Origin of the sequence: Streptomyces sp. NPDC088354, from assembly GCF_044753585.1 — a bacterium.
Taxonomy (GTDB): Bacteria; Actinomycetota; Actinomycetes; order Streptomycetales; family Streptomycetaceae; genus Actinacidiphila.
On the sequence record NZ_JBIVNJ010000022.1, the window covers coordinates 1 to 17,220 of the forward strand.

Genomic DNA, 17,220 nt, shown 5'->3' on the forward strand with positions numbered 1-17,220 from the left:
GCCGCGGGAGCGGGCACGATCGCCCCCGTCACGGTGGAGTTCTCGTACGACGACGGCCGCACGTGGCGGAAGGCGACCTGCGGTCACGACGGCCGTTTCGCGCTGTCCGCACCGAAGCAGGCCCGCTTCGTCTCCCTGCGGGCCACCGCCCGCGACTCGGCCGGAAACACCGTCACCCAGTCGGTGATCCGCGCCTTCGGTCTGCGCTGACGGACTCGCCCGTACGGGCGTCGGCACGACAAGTCGCTTGCATTCAGACGCACTTGGCCGACGCCCGTACGGCGAGCACTCCCGAGCGGTACCGTGACCGCGGGCCGGCAGATGCGCGCTCCCCCGTCCGTATCTGCCGGCCCGCCGTGCGTTTGCCGCTGCCGCCACCTCATCCGGGAGCGGCGCGAGCCGTTCGCCCCGCTCCCCCCGGACTATGTGGCGCCCTGCCGAGCCGCCGACGGGGCGGCCCAGCGGCTCCATGCCGGAATGGGTTCGCGGGCCCGCAGCCAGGCGGCCGGGACGGCGGACGTGCCCGTGCGGGAGGCGACGACGCCGCCGGCGATGGCGCACGTGGTGTCGCGGTCGCCCCATCCGGCGACGGTCTGCCACAGCGCCTCGGGCAGGTCGTCCAGGTGCCCCGCCGCGGCCCACAGGGCGAACGGCACCGTGTCCCCGGCCGACATCCGCGTGCCCGAGCCCAGCACGGACGCCGCGTGGCGGACCGAGGTGTGCTCGGGGAAGTGGGCGGCGACCAGCAGCCCGGAGCGGACATCGCTGTCCGGCACGTGGGAGGCGACCTCGCGCAGGAAGGCGGACCGCGGCGGGGCGTCCTGCTCCGCGCCGGCGGCCGCCAGTGCGGCGGCCACCGCCACGGCCGCGGCGCCCGCGGCCGCCTCCGGGTGGGCGTGCGTGGTCGACGCGGAGAGCCCGCCCTGCCGGGCGGCGGCCGCCATGTCGTCGCGGAACCAGGCGCCCAGCGGGGCGACCCGCATCGCCGCACCGTTGCCGTGCGAACCCTGGCCGCCGAACTGCGCCGTGGTGACCGCCCGCCAGTCCTCGCCCTCACCGATGCGGCGCAGCACGCCGTGCATGGACGCACCGTACTTGCGCGCCGGATCCCGGGCGTACTCGGCGGCGAACTCCCGGGCCAGGCCGTCCGGGCGCACCTCCCCGTGCCTCATGAGGTGCGCGAAGAGCACGAAGGCCATGGCGGAGTCGTCCGTCCACGGCCACGGCGCGGGACGGAGCTCCCGCGCGGCCCACTGCTCCTCGACGGGTTCGTGGGAGAGCGTGAACCAGCTGTCGCCGAAGGCGTCGCCCAGCACCAGTCCGTCCAGACTCGCGTGGGCATGCCGCGGACTGCTCATTGCGTTGCGCTCCTTCGACGACGACCCGACCACGGCATTGTCGTCGCAGGCCCCCCGCGCGGGCGATCGGATTACCGGTCGGCGGCGGGACCCGGGGGATTCCCGCCGCCCGTCGCGGTCGCGGGGGTGGCGGCAGCGGCGGCGTCCTCCCAGGCGCGCAGGTACATCCGGATCGCCTGCCGGTTGCGCTGCAGCGCGTCGATGCGTCGTTCGATGCTGCCGAGCTGGCGTCGCAGCCCGTCCAGATCCCTTTCCGCCAGGCAGTCCGGCGGCTCCGTGCCCTCCTTCGTGGCGTCGAGGCAGGGCAGGACCTCGCGGATCATCTCCGTCGTGAGGCCGGCTTCGAGAAGCTCGCGGATCTGCAGTACCCGGTCGACGGCGGGCTCGCCGTAGGTGCGGTATCCGTTGCTGCTGCGGAACGGGTGCAGGATGCCGACCTCTTCGTAGTAGCGAAGCAGTCGCGGCGCGACGCCCGTCCTCGCGGCCAGGTCTCCGATCTTCACATCGCTCTCCTGCGGTGGGGGCCCGGGGGCGGCCTCGCCACCGCCTTGACCTTCACATTAATGGAAAGGTTTAGCTTTTTCCACGGCCCCGAACGCACCGCCCGGCGACGGACCCACCGGGCCCGGACGAACGGGGGACGCACCCGGGCTCATGGAGAAAGGCGCCACCGTGATGACGATCGGCGAGCTCGCCGAAAAAGCGGGAGTCACCCCCCGCATGCTCCGCTATTACGAGCAGCAAGGGCTGCTCACTTCCGGCCGCGGAGGAAACGGGTACCGGCTGTACGGGAAAGCGACGGTCGGGCTGGTCATTCAGCTGCGGGAACTGATCGAGTCGGGACTTCCCACGCGCCTCGTCCGTACCGTGCTTCCCTGGCTCGGGCACCAGGAATGCGATTCCACGCCCTCCTGCGAGCCTCTGGACCAGGAAGAGGTCGCCGCACTGCGGCAGCACATCCACAACATCGACCGCCGCATCGAGGTGCTCTCGCGCAATCGCAGTGCCATCGACGAATATCTCCGTCTCATGGGCACGAACCCGCTCAGTGCCGACCGTCACGCCGGTGACGTGCTTGACCTTGACACTAGCGTCAATCCTTAGCGTCGGCCGAGTACGTGCAATCCGGCTGACCAGCACAAGGAGACATCGCCATGCCCGAGACTCTGACAGGACGGACCGCGCTCGTGACGGGAGGATCACGGGGTATCGGTGCCGAGATCGCCCGCGAACTGGCGCGCGAGGGGGCGAATGTCGCCATCACCTACCGGACGTCGCGCGAACGGGCGGAGGAGGTCGTGGCCGAACTGGCCGCCCTGGGGGCGAAGGCATTCGCATTGCAGGCGGACCAGTCGGTTCCCCATGAAGCGGTGACCGCCGTCGAACAGGCCGCCGAGCAATGGGGCGGCAGGATCGACGTGCTGGTGAACTCCGCGGGCGTCGCCGTCATGGGCGAAGTCGGACGGCCGGACGATCTCGCGGGAATCCAGCAGATGATGGCCACCAATGTCATGGGCACCATTGCCACCACGCATTCCGCCGCACGTTTCCTCTCCGACGGGGGGCGCGTCGTCCTGGTGGGAAGCATCGTCGCCCACCGCATTCCCGCCGCCGGCGTCGCCGAGTACGCGGCGAGCAAAGCGGCGATCGACCAGCTCGCCCGCGGATGGGCGCGCGACTTCGGCCCGCGCGGCATCACCGTCAATGTCGTGCAGCCCGGCGCGACCGACACGGACATGAATCCCGCGGACGGCCCGTTCGCGGCCAACCAGGTGGCCATGACGCCCCTCGGGCGCTTCGGTGCCACCGGCGACGTCGCGAAGGCGGTGGCCTTCCTCGCGAGCGAGAACGCCGCCTTCATCACGGGCGCGCTGCTCACCGTCGACGGCGGGCTGAGCATCTGACACGGGAGCGGTAGCCACGGCCCAGGGGGCTCCGGTGCCACGACGACGGTCGACGGCCACCGGAGCCTCCCCTGGTCGCGGGCCACGTGCCGCATCGCCCGTTCGGCCTATGCGGCACGTAGCCCGCGCCCCGCAAGTCGAACGCCGGGCGCTCCCCCAACCCTGACGCGCCCGTCCCACCTGCCATCACCGGCGCCGCCCGCCCCCGGCCCGGCCGCACCGGACCGGTGATGCCCAGCCCCGAACTCGACGCGCTCCCGGCCTCGTTCCAGGTCCGGAGCCTCCGCCCCGGCGGCGCGTGACCGTCCGCCACCCATTGGCCCGGAATGCGATCCCGGGCCCGCGAGGTAGGCCGGACGGATGACAACCGAAGGGCCGGAGTGGGCCACCCAGGGGACGCCGAGGCATATGACGGTATGTCATAAGAAGCGGTTTTCATCCCGTGATGGTTTGCTGCCCATGGCGGCGGACCGGCCCTGACCCACGTCCGCTTCGCCGCCGCGTTTCCCCTCTCGCACACATCTCCCAAGGAGGAGTTTGATGTCGGTCTACACCCCCCAGCAGTTCGGGCAGCAGCAGCCGTACGCCCAGCAGTTCGGCCAGCAGGCCTGGGGCCAGCAGCAGCCGTGGGCGTCCCAGCAGGGTCTGGGCCAGCAGGCCTGGGGCCAGCAGCACGGGGCGTTCCAGCAGTACGGCCAGTACGGCCAGTACGGCAACGGGCAGGGTCAGCAGCAGCTGCCGCTCCTGGTGACGGAGGTGGCGCTGCGTTCCGCCGCCACCGCCGTGTCCGCGGTCGTCGAGCAGATGCGCGTCGACCCGCAGATCGCGATGGGTATCCAGGCCCAGGGCCAGATCCCCCCGCACGCCTGGAGCGCCGTCGTGACCGAGTGTGCCCGTCGGGTCGCCCCCGTCGTGCACGCCGTTCTCGCGCAGAACTGCCAGGGCCAGCAGGGCCAGCAGTACGGCCAGTTCGGTCAGTTCGGCCAGGGCAACCAGGCCGCGTACGGCCAGCACCACTTCGGCCAGCCGCAGTACGGCTACGCGCAGATGTCCCCCGTGGGCATCTGATCGGCTTCCCGGCCGGGCGGGACACCTCGGTGTTCCCGCCCGGCCGGGGCCGTCACCACGGCCGGGCGCGTCCGGCACCGGACCGCGCGGCCGGTTGTTGAGGGTGGACATGCAGGAGCGACAAGGGTGAAGGCGGAGTGATGAGCGAGCAGCACGGCAACGGCGCCGCGGCGAAGGGGTCCGGCGGCTCGAGGAACGGTGGCCGCAAAACGGGCCCCGCGCCCGAGACCGGCGGCCCGCGGGAGTCGCAGACCAGTGGGGCGGCGAACGCCCGGCAGGAGCACGACCAGGACCAGAACCGGGGCACCGGACAGCCGTTCCGGCAGACCCCCGGGCGCGACAGCACCCGGCAGACCCGCAGCGGCTGGGGGCGCTACCTCGTCGCACCGAAGCCCGTCTCCTGGCTGCCCGGCGGCGTGCCGCCGATCGAGGCGTCCGCCCTGTTCGAGCTGCTGGAGGAGGACCCGGACGTCGAGCCGCTGCGCCAGGTGCGGCCGTCCCGGGCCCGCGGGCTCGGCGCCATCGCCGGTCCGCTGCCGATGTGCCCGGCGGTCGCGGTCGTCGCCATGCCCCACGAGCGGGCCCAGGCGCTGGCCGCCAACCCGCAGATCGTGGTGGAGTCCGACCAGCCGCTGTCCTACCCGTCCGCCCCGGCCCCCGCGGCCCTGGCGGCACCGGCCGCCGACCCCGCGATCGGCGTCACCCTGGGCGAGCCCCACCAGCTGACCGTGCGCGTCACCGGCAGCGACGGGCAGTCCGTGGGCGGCGCCGAGGTGTGGGCCACGGGCACGAGCATGACCTCGTACGCGGTCACCGGGGCCGACGGCCGCGCGCGTCTGACGCTTCCCGCCGACACCCCCGCCACTTTGCGCTCGCTGTTCGTCCGCCCGGTCGGCGGCTACTGGCCGACGCGCACCGGGCGCCCGCAGCTGCTCGACGACGCGGCGCAGTCCACGGAACTGGCGGTCGAGGTCCTGGCCTTGGCGGACACCTTCGAGGGCTTCCCCGACCAGCCGCTGGTCGGCTGGGGCACCCAGGCGATGCGCCTCCACCAGATCCCGCCGACGTACCGCGGGCACGGTATCCGCATCGCCCTGCTGGACTCCGGCGTCGACGCCCACCACCCGGACCTGAAGGACACCGTCTGGCACGGTGCCGACTTCACCCCGGGTGCCGAGGACGACGGATGGCAGTCCGACGCGACCGGGCACGGCACCCGCTGCGCCGGGGTCGTGGCGGCGGCCGACAACCGCAACGGCATGACGGGCATCGCGGCCGACGCCGAGCTCCACGCCCTCAAGCTGTTCCCGGGCGGCCGGGTCAGCGACCTGCTCGACGCGATCGACCGCTGCGTCACCCACGACATCGACCTGGCCCAGATCAACCTGGCGTTCGGTCAGCCCTCGCAGCTCGTCGCGTGGAAGCTGCTGGACGCCCACGCGGCCGGTATCGCCGTCATCGCGCCCGCCGGCGACACGAGCGCGGCGATCACGCCGCTCGCGGCCCTGCCCACCGTGCTCGCGGTCGGCGCGCTGGCGCACACCGGCACCTACCCGCCCGGCAGCCCGGTGGCCGCGGTCCAGCCGCCGTGGCCGGGCCCGTTCCCCGCCCCCTTCACGCCGGTCGGGCCGGGGGTCGACCTGATCGCCCCCGGCGCGGCCATCGTCACCACGGTGCCGGGCAACGGCTACTCCGTCGCCGACGGGACCGCGCTGGCCGCCGCGCACCTCACCGGTCTGGCGGCGCTGCTGCTCGCCCACCACGACCAGCTGCGCAGCTCCCCGCACCCGCGGACCGCCGAACGCGCAGACCACCTCATGGCGCTGCTCCGCACGGCCAGCCGGCCCGTGCCGGGCGCGGACCACATGCGGCAGGGCGCCGGAATGCCCGACGCACCGATCGCCCTCGGTCTGCCCACGGTGCCCCCGGTGTACGACGGGCAGGAGTACATGCCGTCCGGACCGGCCTCGCAGAACTGACGCCGCTTCGCGCGACACCGCCCGGCCGCGCCGGGGCGGGGGCCACGTGCCCCCGCCCCGGCGCTGTCCGTGTCGCCCCATATTCCTCGGGCATGTGCCCAGGCCGGGTGTACGAACGGGCGGTGCGGGCAAGGTCAGGGGATGCCTGCACGTGAAGCCGTCGCCGCGCTGCTCAAGCGCGGCAGGGACCCCGTCGTCACCCTGACCCTGCGCGCCACCGTGGCGGCGACCATCTCCTACGTCATCGCGCTCCGGATCAGCACGGAGGCGGCGCCGCTCACCGCACCCCTCACCGCGCTGCTCGTCGTCCAGGTCACCCTCTACTCGACGATCACCACCGGAATCCGCCGGGTGAACTCCGTCGTGGTGGGGGTGCTGCTCGCCGTCGGTTTCAGCGCGCTGGTGGGCCTGACCTGGTGGAGCCTCGGCCTCGTCGTCCTCGCGGCGCTGGTGGTCGGTCAGTTCGTGCGGGTCGACGAGTTCGTCAACGAGGTCGCGATCAGCGCCATGCTGGTCCTCGGCGTGAGCCAACTGGCGCACCAGGCATGGGACCGGGTACTGGAGACGCTGATCGGGGCGGGCGTGGGCCTGCTGCTCAACTTCCTGTTCGCCCCGCCCGTGTGGGTCGGCACCGCGGGCGAGTCCATCGAGGACCTGGCCCGCCGCATGCGGCACCTGCTGCTGCGCGTCTCGGAGGAACTGGACGTGCCCACCGCCGTGGAGCACGCCGAGGCCCGGCTGCACGAGGCACGCCGGCTGGACCAGGACGTCTCCGAGGTCGACGTCGCACTGCGCCGGGCCGAGGACAGCCTGCGCCTCAACCCGCGGGTCAAGGAGGGACTGCTGTCCCGCGTGGTGCTGCGGACCGGGCTGGACACGCTGGAGATCTGCGTCGTCGTGCTCCGCGTGCTGACCCGCTCGCTGACGGACCTGGCCAGGCGGCGGGGTGAGGACGAGCCGCTGTTCGCCCGGGACGTGGCGGTGGTCATGGAGCAGCTCTTCGCCCACCTCGGCGGTGCCCTGGTGAGCTTCGCCGTCCTGGTGACCACACAGGTGAGCCGGAACGCCGAGGAGGCCGAGGAGCGGCTGGCGGCCGAACTCAGCGCCGCCCGCGCGAGCCGGGACAACGTCGCGCAGCTGCTGCTGGACCGGGTGCGCGAGCATCCGCACGCCTGGCAGTTGCACGGTGCCGTCCTGGCCGAGGTGGACCGGATCCTCGACGAACTGACCCCCGAGCACCGCTCGCAGCGCCTGATGGAGGAGCTGGACCGGGCGGCGCACACCCGCAGGGAACGGTTCGCCGTGCTCACGCGCATCCGCGACACCGTGCGGGGCGGCCCGGGCGGGCCGGTCCCGCGCCGGCCGGCCCCGCGCGCCGGGGGCCTTCTGCTGCGCCGGTTGCAGCGGGGGGTGTGGCCGCGTGAATGAGGCGGACGCCCGTGCGGCGGGTGGCACGGCACACTGCATGAATCGGACATAAATTGGATGAGTGGGCCTGTCAGGCACCGGCGACGGCCGGAGAACGGCGCCGGCAGCGGACATCGACTACGCGGCGCTGTTCGCGGCCACACCGAGCCCGTGCCTGGTCCTGGATCCCCGGTTCATGATCGTGGGGGTCAACCAGGCCTACCTGGAGGCCACCGGCCGGACCCGCGACGACCTGCTCGGCCAGTACCTCTTCGACGCGTTCCCCGACAACCCCGCCGATCCCCACGCGGACGGGGTCCGGAACCTCAGCGCCTCGCTGGAACGGGTCCTGGCCTTCCGCACGTCCGACACCATGGCCCCGCAGAAGTACGACATCCCGGTGGTGTCCCGGCCCGGCGCCTTCGAGGAGCGCTGGTGGAGTCCGATCAACACCCCGGTCCTCGCACCCGACGGCACCGTGTCCTGGATCATCCACCGGGTGGAGGACGTGACCGCCTTTGTGCAGGCCCGCCGTCACCGCCACGTACCGAAGGGCGGGCGGCTGAGCGCCCGGGAACAGGTCATGGAGGCGGAACTGTACGTGCGGGCCCGCGAGTTGCAGGTGCTCAACGAGGAGCTGCGGCGGGCGCACGCCCGGGAACGCCAGGTCGCGCTGACGCTGCAGGACGCCATGCTCCACTCGCCGGACCTCGCCCAGCACGGCGACGTCGCCGTGCGCTACCTGCCGGCCGCGGGCTCGCTGAACGTGTGCGGGGACTGGTACGACGTGGTCGACCTGCCCGACGACCGCTTCGCGGTCGCGGTCGGCGACGTCGTCGGCCACGGGTTGCAGGCGGCGAGCGTCATGGGCATGCTGCGCAGCGCCCTCAGCGCGGCGACGCGCACCGCCCCCGGACCGGCGCGGGCCCTGGAGATCCTCGGGCAGTACGCCCGCAGCGTCGAGGGGGCCCTGGCCACCACGGCCGTGAGCGTCCTGATCATGCGGAAGAGCCGGGAGATCACCTACAGCAGCGCGGGTCATCCACCGCCGGTTCTGCTGCGGACCGACGGGCGCTGCGTGCTGCTCGACGAGGCCACCGACCCGCCCCTCGGTGCGGGACCGTGCCAGGCGGCACGGCCCCAGGCACGCGTGCCCTACGTGCCGGGCGACGCGCTCGTGCTGTACACCGATGGGCTCATCGAGCGCCGCGGCGAGGACATCGACGTCGGCCTGACCCGCCTCACCGACGCGCTCACCGCGGAAGCCCGCCTCGGCGCCGAGCCCCTCGCCGACGCCGTCCTCGACCGCCTCGGCCTCAGCCGCGGCGGCGCCGACGACATCGCCCTGGTCACGGTCCGGCTGTGACCGCGGCGGCTGCCTCCGCCCGGGCTTCCGCCTCGTCGACCAGGCGCAGCGCGGTCTGCGTTGCGGCCGTGAGCGAGGGGTCCCCCATGGCGCGCCGCAGGCACAGCGCCTTCTCCAGCAGGGCCCGGGCCTCATCCGTACGCCCCTGGTCGAGGCGCTGCTTGCCCAGGTGCTGGAAGCAGAAGGAGAGCATGTCCGGGGCGTGGGCTTGGCAGAGGTGGAGGGCCCGTCGGTAGTGGGGCTCCGCGGCCTCCAGGTCACCGCCGTAGCGGTGGGCGTCTCCCAGGTTGAGGTGGACGGCGACGGCCACCCGGTCATCGGCAAGAGCCAACGCCTGTTCCAGCACGCTGATGGCCTCCGCACGGCGGCCCAGCACCAGGAGACCCACACCCGCGCGACGCAGCGGCGCGGCTCGGTCGGGGGCACCGTCGAGCAGATCGGCCACCGCCCGGGTCAGGGCCTCCCGGTCGGTGGGGACCATGCGGCCGTGCCCGTCCAGTGCGATCAGGTGATCCACGCGTCCCCCCCTGCCCCGGCCCGTCGTACGGCCGCCGCTCGTCCGCCGATGTCGCAAGGAGAGGCTACGGAACGCAGGGATCTTTCGGGGCGTAGTGCGAGCAAAGACCGAGGCCCGGATAAAAGATCGTTGACGCGACGATGTCGCGGCCGCTCTGATGTTCGGACGCGATTGGGTCACTGGGGAGGGGACTGCCATGAGCGGCGAGCAAGCGGGGACCACGGATCCCGAGGTGGCACCGGTCGGCGGCGATCCCCGGCCGTCGCCGGCTGACCGGCCCTCCGTCGATTCCGTGCAGGGGGCTGCCGGGGCCGCGGAGGCGGGCACCCCCCGGGTTTCCTGGGCTCCGCGGCCTACCGACCCCGTGAGGAACGGGCGGCGCACGTCCCGCCGTGTGCTCTTCCTCGCGCTCGGCCTGCTGGCGGGCTTCGGCGTCGGCGCCTTCACCGACGCCGGCCCCTGGGCCCACGACACCGTCGCCGCGGCCCTGCCGTCGGCCGCCACGTACCGGTTGGTGCCGCGCGACGAGTTCCGGGGCATGGAGCGGATGGACGCGGACGACCCGGAGATCGTGCAGGTCATGGACGACTGGAACGACGACACGGGCGCCTTCAAGGAGCTCATCGAGTCGATCCCGGAGACCACCACGGTCGTGACCAGCTACCGCGATCCCGCGCAGCAACGCGACGTGTCCTTCTTCGGCTTCCAGGCGCGCGACCGCATCGACCTGGCCCCCGACGAGGTTCTCGACACCGCGTTCGGCGAGGAGGAACGCCGGCACACCGAGAGCGACGTCAGCACGATGGTCGGCGGGAAGATCAAGGTGAAGGTCGCGTACAGCCCGCGGCGGCAGGTCGACACCGACGTCTTCGACGGCCCCATGCACTGCGTGGTGGTCACCGTGACCGGCAAGGGCATCGCCAAGCTCGGCTACTGCGTGTGGGCCGACCGGAGCACCATCGGTACCGTCACCTCGACGGGACGCAACGGCGAGATCGACCTCGACTCCCTCGCCGCCGACGCGCGCGCCCTGCGGCTGGCCACGGAGGTCCCCCGATAGCGGGGGCGGCCGAGGAAGCGGCATGAGCATCGGATGGCTGCTGGAGCCGTACGTGGTCGACTGCGTGACGTTCGCACGCCACGTCGAACCGGCCGCCCTGGCCTCGCGTCTCGGAGCCTCGCCGAGACCGGACGTGTCGTGGGGGTCCGCCCAGGACGCGGCGGACATGCTCGCCGATCCGGAGATCCTGGCGGTCGCGAGGGTGGGCCGGCTCGGCGACTGGTCGTTCGCCGTGGAGTACGGGGACGCCGCCGGACCGACGGAGTGGGGCCTGCGAGCCGCCTCCGGCGGCGGGGGCGAGGCCGTGAACTTCCTGCTCACCCCTTGGCATCCGCCGTCGATGTTCGCCTACTACAGCGACGGGGTCCACATGTGTTCCTTCGGTATCGGTGAGGAGGGCTGGAGGTGGGGTACCGCACCTGACCTTCTGGTCCCGGATCTGAACCGTGCGGGGGTACTCCCCGTCGGACCGCAACGCGACCCGCGCGGTGCGCGACTGAGCATGTCGGTGATCACGGCGCACTTCGGCTTGCGCCTGCCTCGGCGCGACATCGTGGACGGCGGGCTTCCGCTGTACGTCCGGAGCCGCTTGCGATGATGGCCCGGCGGCGTGTACCGGGTCGCGGAACCGCGGATCTGCCGGGGGCCGTGCGGGGAAGGGCGGGCCATTGCGGCATAATCCGGCGCCGGTCCGGGTCGGCGTCGGCCCAGCCGCAGACCCGATCACGCGAGGAACACCGTGCAGCCATCACTCCCCATGCCGTACCGGCTGGCCAGCGGCTTCCTGGGGGCCTTTCCCCTGGCGCCTTGCCTTGCGTTCGCGACAGAGGCGAACACCCCTGCGGCGTGGCTCGCGACATGCCCCGCCATGATCGGCTTCGCTGCCCTCGCGGTGCGGGGGTACCGGCTCGGCGTGACGCATGAGCACTCGCGGGTCGTGATCCGCGGCTACCTGCGCACGCGCGTGATCGAACGCGCCCGCATCACGCAGATCACCGACTTCCCCGCGGTGCGATGGACCGCCGGCAACGGGCGCCGGCGATGGACGCCGCTGACCGCCCTGATGACGAGCCCGGGCGAGATGGCGGCGAGCCGTCTCCGCAAGGAACGCGCCCTGAAGAAGTTGCGGGCGTGGGCACGCCGTGCGGATGTGGCCTCCGGCCGGTCGTGAGATCCGGGAAGACGCCGTGCATCACGTACATGCGAAGGGGCCGTGCCGCGTAGGAACCCCGCTTCATTGCGACCACGGGAACACCGCCGGGGAAGACCCTGGGTGCGGTACCGGGATGTCCCGGGCCTGCCCGGGGCGGCGAAGGCGGCGATTCGTGTGCTCGAACGGGAGCGTCTCTCCCCGGGCATCGTGTCGGCGGGCGGCGATGGCGGCAGTGGAAGGGTGAGTTCACCTGTTCCTGCTGGGGAGACGGCTGGGCCCGGGACACGCGGCAGGAGGCTCAGTGCGCGCCGCCTCCGCAGGCCGCCACCCGAACGTCGCCCGCGGGTGGAACGTCTGGACGCGGTTCTGCTCGGGAGGACGCGTCATGAGCCGCTGGAAGATCCGAACTCGGCGTGGTGGCACCGCAGATAAGGAGCCGTGACACAGCGGGACTCCGCACCCGGGGTTCTCGTGAAGCCGACGGCCGGCGTTCCCGGCCGCACGGGCGGACGCACCCCGTGCGGACACTCCGAGGCGATGCTCACCCCCGCCAGATGAGGAACTCGTGCGTGATCGCGACCAGGGCACGTGCGGCGGCACTGGGCGTACGCCCGGACGGAGCCGCCAGGGAGAACGGCCAGTCCAGGTTCGCATCGTCGATGGTCAGCGTGGCGACGTCCTCCGCCTCGGCGAGGGCGGGCCGTGGAAGCAGGGCCACACCCAGACCGTTGCGGACGTAGGCCACGCCGGTGGGGGCGTCGGTGATCTCGAGGGCGACGCGACGGGTCACGGAGGCGGCGGCGAAGGCCAGGTCGGCAACGGTCCGGATGCCGTAGCTCTCGGGGAAGTCGACGAAGTCCAGGCCGGCCAGATCGGTGATCGACGCGGTGCGGCGCTGCGCGAGCGGATGGCCGACCGGCACGACGAGGTCGAGCACCGAGGTGACGAGGTCGGTCAGCGCGACGCCTGGCGGGTACGGTCCCGGCAGGGAGACGAAGGCGAGGTCGAGGCGCCGTTCGAGGAGGGCGTCGATCAGGCCCTGGGAGCCGGAGGCGGCGGCGCTGGTCTGCAGGAGCACACCCGGGTGACGCCGGTGGAATGCACCGAGCAGCGCCGGGAAGTCGACGAGCCCCACCGTGGACATCGTGCCCAGCCGCAGGGTGCCGCGCAGTCCACCGCGCACTTCGGCCACCGCGTCCACGGCCTCCCGGGCGGCGTTGAGGGCGGCATGGGCGCGCGGGAGCAGGGCGGCCCCGGCATCGGTGAGCAGCACGCGTTTGGAGGTGCGTTCCAGCAGCGGCGTGCCGAGTTCGCGCTCGAGGCTCTTGATCGTGCTGGAGACCGCGGACTGGACGACGTGCAACCGCGCGGCGGCACGGGTGAAGTTCGCTTCCTCGGCGACGGTGACGAAGTGCTCGAGTTGGCGCAGTTCCACACTCCCAATATCCCACACGGGCCCCCGACCATCTCTCTGCGAGATGGCCGCGGTCTCCGACTTTCGTTGGACGGCGGCCGTCGCGTCCGGCGACTCTGTTCGGAGAAGGAGATGCTCGACACAGGAGGCTTGGATATGACTTACAAGACGCCACCGACATATCTCGGAAGCGGCGACCCCGTTCGGCAGCGCAAGGACTACTACCCTCCCTGGCTGGACAATCTCGCCGATGACGTGACACTCGAGGCCGGGGTCTTCACCGGGACCGTCCACGGGGCCGAGGACGTTCGCGCGATCCTGTCCTACGCACGCACTCTGTACGAATTCCAGGACTTCATCTACATCGGCAAGTACGGAGAGAACGGATTCGTCGAGGACTACGCGGCCACGGTGGACGGAAGGCCGATCGCCAATATCGCCGTCGTCTACAAGAACGACGAGGGGAAGACGCAGCATCTGGTGATGAACCACCGTCCGCTGCACATGCTCCAGTATTTCTCCCGGAAACTGGGCGAGCATTTCGCCGGGACCGAATACGCGAAGTACTGCGCCGCCCCCTCGGTTGATGCCGACCCGTCGGACGCCGGCCGCGCCTGAACGGCTTCCCGCGGGCGGGGCGCGGCTGTACGCGGACACCGCCAAGGGGAACCAGCGCCCTTACGGGGCCTGCCCGATTCATCGGGCAGGCCCCGGCTGCGTTGCGAGGCCGCGAGTCGTTGCCGGGCCGTTCGCCCAGGTGCGCGACGGGGGAATCGGCGCCGGTCGTCCTTGTCGTCGAGGCCCATCGGCACAGGGTCGTGGGCGCGCGCCGGCCACCGGGGCGGGTGCGGCGCCCTAACCGTCGTGCTCGTCGTGGCCGCCCTCGAAGACGAAGAGTGGTTTCGCGCCACGTGCGGGCGTTTCGGCGAGCGTGACGGCGTCGGCGAAGTCCTCCAGCGGGAAAGGCCGGCCTTCGGGGATGCTCAGTACCTCCGCGGCGACGAGATCGCGGACCTCGGTCAGCGCGCGCAGAGCTTCCTCGGACGAGGCACTGCCGAACCAGCGGTTCAGCCAGAAGCCGCGCACCACCTTGGTCTCGTAGATGACCGAGCGCGCCGACAGCGGGATCGTGAGCGCCGCCGGGTCGGTCTGCCGATGGGTGGAGAGCGCGCCGTAGACCACGACCTCGCCACCGGGAGCCAGCGCTTGGGAGACCTGGGCGCCCACGTGGCCCGCGACGCAGTCGACGGCCTTGCGCACGCCGTCCCGTCCCGCGATCTCGGCCACGCGCCGCACCAGGTCCTCGTCCTCCGTGCAGATGACCTCGTCGCCGCCCAGCGCCTTGATCCCGTCGACGGCAGCGCGCCGCCGGACAACGTTGATCGTGCGGACACCCAGATGCTTGGCGAGCTGAATGACGAGCCGGCCGACGGTGGAGCCCGCGGCCGTCTGCACCAGCCATTCGCCCGGCTGCACGTCGAGTTCGCGCGTCACCAGGAGCAGCGCGGTCAACGGGTTGACGGCGAGTTGGCAGGCGTCGGAGTCGCTCAGGTCGTCGGGGACCGGCAGGAGCCGTCGCGTATCGGCGACAAGGTATTCCTGCCACGTGCCGGCCACGGGGGGCCCGGGCACCGCCGGGATCGCCACGGCCACCACGCGCTGACCGATCTTCAGGCCCTCGGTGTCCGGGCCCAGGGCCTCGATACGGCCCACGCATTCCATGTTCCCCCCGACCGCGGGAAACTCGGGGGTGAAACCGTAGCGCCCGCGCAGCACATGCAGATCGCTGGCGTGGATCGGGGTCGCCCTCACACGGATCAATGCCTGACCGGCTTCGGGCACGGGAACGGGCCGGGATTCCAGCCGCAGGACATCGTTCGGCTCACCGACCTTCCCGGCTACGAGCGCGCGCATGGATTCTGGCGTGGGCATGGGATCTCTCCTTCAGTCGAGGTTGTCGTCGGCCTGCGGGGCGGCGATGTACGGGCGTACCGCGTCCCTGAAAGTCGCTCGCCCAGCAGCCCGGAGACACGCGGTACCGACGGCAGCGGCGATCGGCTCACCGCCCGCCGCCGATACGCGGTCCCCGACGAAGCCGTTCTCTCCGTGGTCACCCAGATGTGAAGGAGGTCCCGGCGCCCGTACCGAGTGCGCGCGTGTGCCGGCACCGTGCGAACGTCCTCGGGCCCCCGCACGACCCCGTCAAGGACCGATCCCTGCGACGTCGCGTCGCCGGCACGGTCGCCCGGCCGATGGGGAGAGGAGTCCGTGGGCTGCGGCGCAGGATTGCCGCTGCCCCGGCGCCTCGGCGCCGTGTTGTCGGTCATCTTCCCACCGTTCCAGGAGGAACCCACTCCTGCGAGCGGTCCCGACGAGCCCGAGGACATAACCGTAACACGTTCACTTATGTCACCCCTTGACCCCGCAATGACTTTCGGGGCCTTGACCGATGTGCTGCGCGTCTCTCGCCGCGCCAGGCCGCACGAGTGATCGGATCGGCAATTGCGCAGATCTGGCGGATGAGCGACAGGGGTGCTGGAGCCGCCGTTGCCGAGGGGCAAGAAGCCCGGCGGTCACCGATACGGACCCGACGGCAGCCGACCGACGGCGTACACTTCCGGGCCCGTACCGCATCCCGTGCGGGACATGCCCGCCGAGTACGGGGCCGGGCGTACGACCTGTTCCGCCGCCGGCAGCGCAACGGAACCTGGCAACGACCGGCACATTCGAGACCCGCTAGGGTCGCATCCCGAACAGGAAGCGGGTCACCCGCGTGCGGCGGACCAGCAGCCCGTACGCGGCGAGGGTGAGGATGAGGGCGATCACCACGAGCACGGCGTACTCGACCACGATGGGCGCCGACCAGCCGACCACGAAGTAGGCGACGGCGACCACGATCGGCTGGTGCAGGACGTACAGCGGCAGCACGGCTGCGGCGAGACAGCCGTAGAGGCGTTGACGCGTCGTCGGGGTCGGGTTCGGCGCCGCACGCGGTTGCTCCCGCCGCCGACGGTCGAGCAGGCCCGGGATGGCGACGACCAGACACCATCCGGCCGCACCGAACAGCGCCCGTGAGACGGTGGCCAGGGCGGTCATCTCCGTGAAGGGCTCGTCGGCCAGGGCGAAGCCGGGGCCGGCTGCCGCGAACAGCAGGGCGCCGAGCCAGGCTGCGGTCCCGGCGTCGCGCCGCATCACGGTGCGGAAGCGGTCGTCGGTGGCGAGCACGAAGCCGGCGACGAAGAACAGCAGGTACGACCAGCGGTGCCAGCCCGCGTAGTCCTCCTCCAGCCGTGCGAAGGCGCAGATCGCCGCGAAGGCGGGGGCCGGCAGGAACACGAGACCCCGCCGGTGCAGGGTCGCCTCCGCCACCCGGTCGCCGATGCGGCGGACGTGCTCGCGCGGCAGCCACCGGTGGAACGGCACCAGCATGAGGGAGAACGCCAGGAGGAGCACGACGAACCAAAGATGGCCGGTCTCGAAGTGCTCGCCCTGGACGAGGAAGGGGAACTCCCCGGGCTCCAGGTGCACGTCGTAGAAGCGGGGCAGGAAGCCGAGGTACGACTCGTGGTAGTCGGCGTCGGCCGAGCGCAGGCGCAGCCACTGCGGCAGCGGGTTCAGCGCGAGCGTCGCGAAGACCAGCGGAACGCCGAGCCGCAGCAGCCGCTCGCCGGCGAAGCCGCCCGCGCCGCGGCGCTGAAGCGAGTGCCAGGCGCCGAGGCCGGAGATGAGGAACAGCAGCGGCATGGCCCAGACGACCCCGAACCCGGCGATGATCATGATGGCTTCGGTGGTCTCGGCGTTCTTGACGTAGAAGTCGTCGTCGGCAGCGAACACGAGCGCCGAATGGAAGAAGACCAGCCCGATCACGACCAGCATCCGGATCGCGTCGAGCTCCGGCCGCCGCTCCGGTAACGGTGCCTGCGCCGGTTCTGCGCGCGTCGCCATTGTCTGTGCCCCCCGTCGCCGGTACGTCACCAGTGTCGGAAAGGCGGCC

17 protein-coding genes are annotated in these 17,220 nt (G+C 72.1%); 11 read left to right on the top strand and 6 right to left on the bottom strand.

Annotation, left to right across the window (positions count from 1 at the left end; translation table 11 throughout):
- On the top strand, positions 1–210 hold a 210-nt coding region (locus tag ACIP98_RS26990), incomplete at its 5' end, for a hypothetical protein (protein ID WP_401978360.1).
- 212 nt (positions 211–422) lie between these two features.
- On the opposite strand, the gene ACIP98_RS26995 is transcribed toward ACIP98_RS26990, so the two are convergent.
- The gene (locus ACIP98_RS26995; RefSeq protein WP_401978361.1) at positions 423–1,358 is read right to left on the bottom strand and encodes an ADP-ribosylglycohydrolase family protein; all 936 of its coding nucleotides are present in this window, start codon (positions 1,356–1,358) and stop codon (positions 423–425) included.
- 71 nt (positions 1,359–1,429) lie between these two features.
- Complete coding sequence (locus ACIP98_RS27000) at positions 1,430–1,861, bottom strand: MerR family transcriptional regulator (protein WP_401978363.1); 432 nt, start codon at positions 1,859–1,861, stop codon at positions 1,430–1,432.
- A 172-nt stretch (positions 1,862–2,033) separates the two neighbouring features.
- Here ACIP98_RS27000 and ACIP98_RS27005 point away from each other — a divergent pair, with 172 nt between their 5' ends.
- The 6 genes from ACIP98_RS27005 (at position 2,034) to ACIP98_RS27030 (ending at position 9,082) form a co-directional block, all read left to right on the top strand.
- Positions 2,034–2,462: a MerR family DNA-binding transcriptional regulator gene (locus ACIP98_RS27005; protein WP_319657822.1), complete on the top strand. Its 429-nt coding sequence runs from the start codon at positions 2,034–2,036 to the stop codon at positions 2,460–2,462.
- A gap of 50 nt (positions 2,463–2,512) precedes the next feature.
- The gene (locus ACIP98_RS27010) at positions 2,513–3,262 is read left to right on the top strand and encodes an SDR family oxidoreductase (RefSeq protein ID WP_319657823.1); all 750 of its coding nucleotides are present in this window, start codon (positions 2,513–2,515) and stop codon (positions 3,260–3,262) included.
- 540 nt (positions 3,263–3,802) lie between these two features.
- Positions 3,803–4,330 (top strand): hypothetical protein, encoded by a 528-nt coding sequence (locus ACIP98_RS27015; protein ID WP_401978365.1) that lies wholly within the window; start codon positions 3,803–3,805, stop codon positions 4,328–4,330.
- Between the two features lie 140 nt (positions 4,331–4,470).
- A complete protein-coding gene (locus ACIP98_RS27020) occupies positions 4,471–6,309 on the top strand; it encodes a S8 family serine peptidase (RefSeq protein ID WP_401978367.1) in 1,839 nt (612 codons plus the stop codon).
- A gap of 141 nt (positions 6,310–6,450) precedes the next feature.
- On the top strand, positions 6,451–7,737 hold the full coding sequence (locus ACIP98_RS27025) for an aromatic acid exporter family protein (RefSeq protein ID WP_401978369.1): 1,287 nt from the start codon (positions 6,451–6,453) through the stop codon (positions 7,735–7,737).
- A 61-nt stretch (positions 7,738–7,798) separates the two neighbouring features.
- On the top strand, positions 7,799–9,082 hold the full coding sequence (locus ACIP98_RS27030) for a SpoIIE family protein phosphatase (protein ID WP_319657828.1): 1,284 nt from the start codon (positions 7,799–7,801) through the stop codon (positions 9,080–9,082).
- Here ACIP98_RS27030 and ACIP98_RS27035 read toward each other — a convergent pair.
- Positions 9,066–9,599 carry a tetratricopeptide repeat protein gene (locus tag ACIP98_RS27035; protein ID WP_401978371.1) on the bottom strand — a complete coding sequence of 178 codons (534 nt, stop codon included), beginning with the start codon at positions 9,597–9,599 and terminating at the stop codon, positions 9,066–9,068. The two genes, ACIP98_RS27030 and ACIP98_RS27035, sit on opposite strands and share 17 nt — an antisense overlap.
- A gap of 364 nt (positions 9,600–9,963) precedes the next feature.
- Between ACIP98_RS27035 and ACIP98_RS27040 the strand changes: the two genes are divergently transcribed.
- The 3 genes from ACIP98_RS27040 to ACIP98_RS27050 all read left to right on the top strand — a co-directional run bounded on the left by ACIP98_RS27040 (position 9,964) and on the right by ACIP98_RS27050 (position 11,830).
- Positions 9,964–10,659, top strand: coding sequence for a hypothetical protein (locus ACIP98_RS27040; RefSeq protein WP_319657830.1), 696 nt, complete (start codon positions 9,964–9,966; stop codon positions 10,657–10,659).
- 22 nt (positions 10,660–10,681) lie between these two features.
- Positions 10,682–11,257: a DUF6461 domain-containing protein gene (locus ACIP98_RS27045; protein WP_401978372.1), complete on the top strand. Its 576-nt coding sequence runs from the start codon at positions 10,682–10,684 to the stop codon at positions 11,255–11,257.
- A 159-nt stretch (positions 11,258–11,416) separates the two neighbouring features.
- On the top strand, positions 11,417–11,830 hold the full coding sequence (locus ACIP98_RS27050; protein WP_401978374.1) for a hypothetical protein: 414 nt from the start codon (positions 11,417–11,419) through the stop codon (positions 11,828–11,830).
- 523 nt (positions 11,831–12,353) lie between these two features.
- Here the strand turns inward: ACIP98_RS27050 and ACIP98_RS27055 are convergent.
- On the bottom strand, positions 12,354–13,247 hold the full coding sequence (locus tag ACIP98_RS27055) for a LysR family transcriptional regulator (RefSeq protein WP_319657833.1): 894 nt from the start codon (positions 13,245–13,247) through the stop codon (positions 12,354–12,356).
- 135 nt (positions 13,248–13,382) lie between these two features.
- On the opposite strand from ACIP98_RS27055, the gene ACIP98_RS27060 reads away from it, so the two are divergent.
- On the top strand, positions 13,383–13,844 hold the full coding sequence (locus ACIP98_RS27060; RefSeq protein ID WP_319657834.1) for a hypothetical protein: 462 nt from the start codon (positions 13,383–13,385) through the stop codon (positions 13,842–13,844).
- A gap of 237 nt (positions 13,845–14,081) precedes the next feature.
- Here the strand turns inward: ACIP98_RS27060 and ACIP98_RS27065 are convergent, their stop codons facing one another.
- A complete protein-coding gene (locus ACIP98_RS27065) occupies positions 14,082–15,158 on the bottom strand; it encodes a zinc-dependent alcohol dehydrogenase family protein (RefSeq protein ID WP_401978376.1) in 1,077 nt (358 codons plus the stop codon).
- 804 nt (positions 15,159–15,962) lie between these two features.
- The gene (locus tag ACIP98_RS27070; RefSeq protein WP_401978377.1) at positions 15,963–17,171 is read right to left on the bottom strand and encodes an acyltransferase; all 1,209 of its coding nucleotides are present in this window, start codon (positions 17,169–17,171) and stop codon (positions 15,963–15,965) included.
- Positions 17,172–17,220 lie beyond the last annotated feature (49 nt).

Excerpts from the sequence above, each read along its gene's own strand:
- ACIP98_RS26995 (WP_401978361.1), bottom strand. The coding sequence starts at position 1,358 with ATGAGCAGTCCGCGGCATGCCCACGCGAGTCTGGACGGACTGGTGCTG.
- ACIP98_RS27005 (WP_319657822.1), top strand. The coding sequence starts at position 2,034 with ATGACGATCGGCGAGCTCGCCGAAAAAGCGGGAGTCACCCCCCGCATG.
- ACIP98_RS27010 (WP_319657823.1), top strand. The coding sequence starts at position 2,513 with ATGCCCGAGACTCTGACAGGACGGACCGCGCTCGTGACGGGAGGATCA.
- ACIP98_RS27015 (WP_401978365.1), top strand. The coding sequence starts at position 3,803 with ATGTCGGTCTACACCCCCCAGCAGTTCGGGCAGCAGCAGCCGTACGCC.
- ACIP98_RS27020 (WP_401978367.1), top strand. The coding sequence starts at position 4,471 with ATGAGCGAGCAGCACGGCAACGGCGCCGCGGCGAAGGGGTCCGGCGGC.
- ACIP98_RS27025 (WP_401978369.1), top strand. The coding sequence starts at position 6,451 with ATGCCTGCACGTGAAGCCGTCGCCGCGCTGCTCAAGCGCGGCAGGGAC.
- ACIP98_RS27045 (WP_401978372.1), top strand. The coding sequence starts at position 10,682 with ATGAGCATCGGATGGCTGCTGGAGCCGTACGTGGTCGACTGCGTGACG.
- ACIP98_RS27050 (WP_401978374.1), top strand. The coding sequence starts at position 11,417 with ATGCCGTACCGGCTGGCCAGCGGCTTCCTGGGGGCCTTTCCCCTGGCG.
- ACIP98_RS27060 (WP_319657834.1), top strand. The coding sequence starts at position 13,383 with ATGACTTACAAGACGCCACCGACATATCTCGGAAGCGGCGACCCCGTT.
- ACIP98_RS27065 (WP_401978376.1), bottom strand. The coding sequence starts at position 15,158 with ATGCCCACGCCAGAATCCATGCGCGCGCTCGTAGCCGGGAAGGTCGGT.
- ACIP98_RS27070 (WP_401978377.1), bottom strand. The coding sequence starts at position 17,171 with ATGGCGACGCGCGCAGAACCGGCGCAGGCACCGTTACCGGAGCGGCGG.